The organism is Hallella absiana (genome assembly GCF_025457485.1).
GTDB classification, from domain to species: Bacteria; Bacteroidota; Bacteroidia; order Bacteroidales; family Bacteroidaceae; genus Prevotella; species Prevotella absiana.
Window position 1 is genome coordinate 1 of sequence record NZ_JAMXSP010000061.1, and the last position, 5,502, is coordinate 5,502.

The 5,502-nt window shown below is 50.2% G+C and carries 1 protein-coding gene and 1 pseudogene; both read right to left on the reverse strand.

Annotated elements, in window-relative coordinates:
* Nucleotides 1-860: pseudogene (locus NG346_RS14200) on the reverse strand (type IV secretion protein Rhs); the annotation flags it as partial.
* A gap of 421 nt (nucleotides 861-1,281) precedes the next feature.
* On the reverse strand, nucleotides 1,282-5,502 hold a 4,221-nt coding region (locus NG346_RS14205; protein ID WP_317620802.1), incomplete at its 5' end, for an RHS repeat-associated core domain-containing protein.

The following is a 5,502-nucleotide window of genomic DNA, read 5'->3' on the forward strand; positions in this document are numbered from 1 at the left end:
TTTTGACTTTCAATTTGGTTCATGCGTTCGGCATAGTCCTGCTGACCGGCGGTTACGTAGCTGCCATTCACGCCATAGACGTTGTTGAACGTACCGGTACCAATTCTACTTGCAATACGCTGGCTACCGATAAAGTAATGCTTGGTAAAACGGTTTTTGTTGACCGTGAGGATGCTTGCTGGATAGAGCGTAAAGTTATCCGTTTCATGGAACGTGATGCCTTGTGGTGCACCGTTGATGTACACACCCTCCATCGTGCCGTAGCTCTTCATGATGCGTTCGCCACCAGCGTTATAGGTATATCTTGAGGTTTTGCCGTTATCGCTTAACACCATCAGGCGGTTGTCCTCATCCCAGTACATTTCTCTTGTAGTATTTGTACTGTCATTTGTTACGAGTATTGGGTTGCCGTTGGCATCATACGTGTAATGGTCGTGACCTATCTGTGTGGGAGCGGTGGGATGGCTATCATCCTCGTACTTGTAAGCAAAGTTATAGGATTTCGCTGTGAGGGAGGAGTCCACCTTCTGCACCTTTGTGAGCGGCTCACTCATCCGCCCGAAGGTCATTGCCATATCATAGGTTGCACTCTTCGCCTTGCCCGTGGCATGAATCAGGCGGTTCAGCTCGTCATACTGGTAGCTGTGCGTACTTGCCCCTCCCAACTTCGCCTTGTTGAGTTTTGTCAGTCCTTGCGGGTTGGCGGCATTGGTGATGCCGAGGATGTTGTCCACAGCATCATAGCGGTACTTGTTCTGCATCAGTGTGCTGCCGCTTCCCGTAAGTGTCATGTCCTGCAACCGCTCGCGCCGCTTGTCGTAAGTATAGGTGGTCTCCTTGCCAACCTTCTTCGTCAACATATCTACGAATGTATCCTAATAAAACACCAAACGCAAATAGAATTTTAGATCATAATTTATAGGCTTTCCTCTTACAGCGGGATGGAAATCTATATTGCGAATGATTTTTTTTACGTCCTCCCAAGCTAACATGTTATTTTTGAAACTTTTTCTATTTAGCAACTTGAGCCTTTTTGCTTGCCCCTTTTTGTTAATTTTCATTTGTATAAAGAAAAGGAAGGATGTACAGTCATATCTAATAATTGGTAATTTTTGTTCTATGTATTCACTCAATTCACGTTCAATGTAATGATCCGTGGCTGATGAATGCAGCACACATACATTCCCGTCTTTTACAAAGTAGGGTAAATACAACGAATCCTTGTGATTCATTGCATATATGTTGTTAAATTTGCAAATAAGCATTATAAAAATTAATGTTCTAATGATCGAAGTTGTAGTCTGTTTCATTTCCTATTCTTTGTAACCAGTTTTCTAATTTTTGATTATCAACTTTTCTATTACTACCATGAGCGGAGTCCCATCCTCTAAACATATATAAAATATGACCATAAAGCTCGTGGGCTACCGCCTTAGCTCCATTCTTGTGTGTCGCATTATTCTTATACATGGAACTATTAATCTGCACCTGGTAGTTCTCATTCGGGGAGAACTGTAATTCGTCTTCATTGAGGCGAGCCCTTTGCATGCTATCCCATTTTGTCCATTTATGACTCTTAGGAGCTAAGCTGATACTGGTTCCTCCTTGAGTAATCCACTCTGCAGGATTTCCTATATTATCTGCCTCAAAATATAGAGTAGGACCAAAAGTTATCATGTGTTTAGGCGTATTGCCGCTTGCATTTACAGCGTGTGGTTTATCAAGCAATGAAAATTCCACAGTCCTATCATCTGCAACAATTTCGAACAATGATTTGTAATTTAGACTTACGTCATCACCCATAGCGTTAAGACCCTCTTCCATTTTCTGTTTATCAATAAAACCATCATTAGCAGTAATATATTCTCTTAAACTATGGGGGAGTGTCTCACGTATAGCAGCTAAGTCTTCTTCATTATTTGTAAGTTTTACTTTTCTTCCATCTGAATCACCTAACTTGATAGGATTATTCAACGTATAAACATATCCACTCGTTGTTGCATACTTTTCCACCAGTGGATCCACCCCATACCATATACTTGCCACAGGATCCATATACCTTGCGCCGTAGTAGTACAGTCCAGTCTCCTCATCAAATTCCTTACCATTGAACTTATACGGCATCTCCTCGGATGAAGAGTGCTCGTCCACTAACAGCTCACCATAGGGAAGGTAAGCATCATACTGAGTGATGTTGCCCTTATCGTCCGTGATGTAAGAAGTGCTGCCCAAATGGTCGCTATGGAAGAAGAAAGTCTCCTCCGCTGTCGTGTCATTGGCTATATAGCCATAGCCAGCCTGTGGGTCATCCGGATTGCTCGGATCATTCCAGCTTATCGGAGTTCCCGGTGTGCTGCCATCTGTGGTGTTATGCTTAGGCGTCTGTACCCAGCCATCGGGCACGCTGTGGTCGCCAAGATTGGTGATAATCGTGTTATAGCCAACGCCAGTATTCTCCGGGTCACCGTAGGCACCTTTTTCTGTCGGTACGCCTGGGGCAATACCAAGCTCTTTATAATAGGCTTCCTTTTGACTTTCAATTTGGTTCATGCGTTCGGCATAGTCCTGCTGACCGGCGGTTACGTAGCTGCCATTCACGCCATAGACGTTGTTGAACGTACCGGTACCAATTCTACTTGCAATACGCTGACTACCGATAAAGTAATGCTTGGTAAAACGGTTTTTGTTGACCGTGAGGATGCTTGCTGGATAGAGCGTAAAGTTATCCGTTTCATGGAACGTGATGCCTTGTGGTGCGCCGTTGATATACACGCCCTCCATCGTGCCGTAGCTCTTCATGATGCGCTCGCCACCTGCGTTATAGGTGTAGCGGCTCGTCTTGCCGTTATCGCTTAACACCATCAGGCGGTTGTCCTCATCCCAATACATCTCTCTTGAAGTATTTGTACTATCATTTGTTACGAGTATGGGGTTGCCGTTGGCATCATACGTGTAATGGTCATGACCTATCTGCGTGGGAGCGGTGGGATGACTATCATCCTCATATTTGTAGGTGAAGTTATAGCTCTTTGCCGTAGCCGTGGAGTCTACTTTCTGTGTCTTCGTGAGCGGCTCACTCATCAAACTGAAGGTCATTGCCATGTCATAGGAGGCATTCTTCGCCTTACCCGTGGCATGAATCAGGCGGTTCAGCTCGTCATACTGGTAGGTGTGCGTACTCGCCCCTCCCAACTTCGCCTTGTTGAGCTTTGTCAGTCCTTGCGGGTTGGCAGCGTTGGTGATGCCGAGGATATTGTCCACGGCATCATAACGGTACTTGTTCTGCATCAGCGTGCTGCCGCTGCCCGTAAGTGTCATGTCCTGCAGCCGCTCGCGCTGCTTGTCGTAGGTATAGGTAGTCTCAGTGCCGTTGCCGAGCTTCTGATAGACGGTGTTCCCGTCCTTGTCGTAGCCTATCTGTGCCACGATGGTACTCTCCTTGCCCTGCTTGTTGCTCGTCAGGCTCTCCACCTGCCCGGCGGCGTTGTAGTGATAGGTGACGACCTCACCGTCGGGATAGGTCATCGTGCGTACACGGTTCCAGCTGTCGTAGGTGGCACCATAGACGTAGGTGCGGATGTCCGCCACGCTCGCCATGACGGTGCGCACGGTCTTGGTGACCTCGCCCTGACGGCCATAGTAGTAGGCCTCTCCGCCCGATGCGTCCTCCACGAGGGCAAGGCGTCCGGCACGGTTATACCTGTCGCCCGGCATTCCGTAGGTGTAGGTGACCCGGTTGAAGAGATTCTCGGGATAGAGCACCTCCTTCAGCCGCTCATAGTCGTAGGTGTAGGTGATGCAGCCCTTGTCGGAGATGGACTTTTTCAGTTGCGCCGTGAGCTTGGTCAGGAGGTTGCCCGCCGCGTCGTAGGTCATGTCGGTCTCGCCCGCGTCGGGATGGCTCACCATCAGCTTGCGGCCCAACAGGTCGTATTCGTACTTTGTCTCCCTGCCGTTGGGATGCGTCACCGTCGTTACCTCATTCACGGGATTGTAGGCATATCTCACGGTGATGTTCTCACCGCCGGCATGCTGCACAGTTTCCCGGTTGCGGCCTTTCTCATCGGTATAGCTCTCTGCCGTCCTGCCGAGGGCATCCGTTACTTTCGTCTCCAGCATCGGAACGCCGTCGTGGGAGACGATGGAGTAGTTGCTTTTGGTTGTGCTGCCGTCGGCAAGGGTGACGCTGACAGTACGGTCGTGGGTGTCGTATTCGGTCTTGGTCTGCAGGTCGCCCGTGGCGGTGTTGTAGGTACCGATGTTGCCGTAGCTCTCCGTCGTGGGATAGTAGGCGGCGACATTCCTGCCGAAGGCATCGAGCACGGACCTGCCGCTGACAATGCTCACCTTGGACGTGCTGCCGCCGTTCCATACCACGCCCGTCTGCTTGGTCTGGACGGCACGCATGAGGGAGTCGGCAAAGGTGTAGGTGTCGATGTTGCCGTCCTGCGTGTAGTGGATGGTACGCGCCTTGCGCTCCTTGGGGAAGTACTCGAACTTAATAGTAAAGGGCTGCCCGCTCTCTATCTCGTAGGGCGCACGTATGGTAGCCTGCCTGCCCAGCGCGTCGTAGGTGTACTCTATCCGCTGGCCGTTGAGGTCGGTGGTGGTGGCAGGGGCGTTCCACAATCCGTCATAGGTGGTAGTGGAACTGTAGCCGTAGGCATCGCTGACCTTTGTCACAAGACTGTGGTAGAGGTCATCGTAGGTGTAGGCGTAGATCATACGCTCACCCTTGTAGTTCTCCGGCTTGGTCATACGGGTGATGTTGCCGTAGACATCGTATTTCATGTCGTAAACGGACGGCTTGTCGCCGTTGTGGAGCGTAATCTCCGTAATCTCGCCGTTGCCGTCCACCTTCGTGCTGCGCTCACGGTAGGTCCTGCCGCCGCTGCTGACAGTGATATGGCTTGGGACGCTGACGATGTACTTGTCCGTCAGCCTGTGGTAGTCAATCTTGGCATCAAGCTGTTCACCGGCCGCTGTCTCCTGATAGGTAAGGAGGTTACCATAATCATCATAGGTATTCTCCACCTTTGTGGTAAGGCTGTCGCCACTTGTCTCGTCGAAGTTCGACTGGACGACCTCAGCCAGGGCTGGGAAGAGCACCTCCATATTGTCGTGGTGGCTGCCGATAGTACCTGCACAAGCGGGTGCATCATTTATCTTATTGAGTTCATAAGTATAGATAGCGCCCTGCAACTTCTTGCCGTCCTTGTCAAACAGACTCTCATCGGTCACGAGGTTGTGCAGGTAGTAGTCTCTGTTGTTACCATAGGTCTCGACCGAATAACGATATACCTCATGGCTTCCTTTCTCCGTGTCTATCTGCCGTGTCGTCACCTTGCGGAAGCCGTAGAAGTCGCGCTCGCGGCGGTCGCGGTATCCTCCCTCGTAGGTGAACTCGTTGCGTGAGCTTGTGGCACCGTTCTCCTTATAGCCTCCGGTGGTCTCCACGCTGGACATCACCCAACGGCGGCCGGGCATGTCGAAACTCGGCTC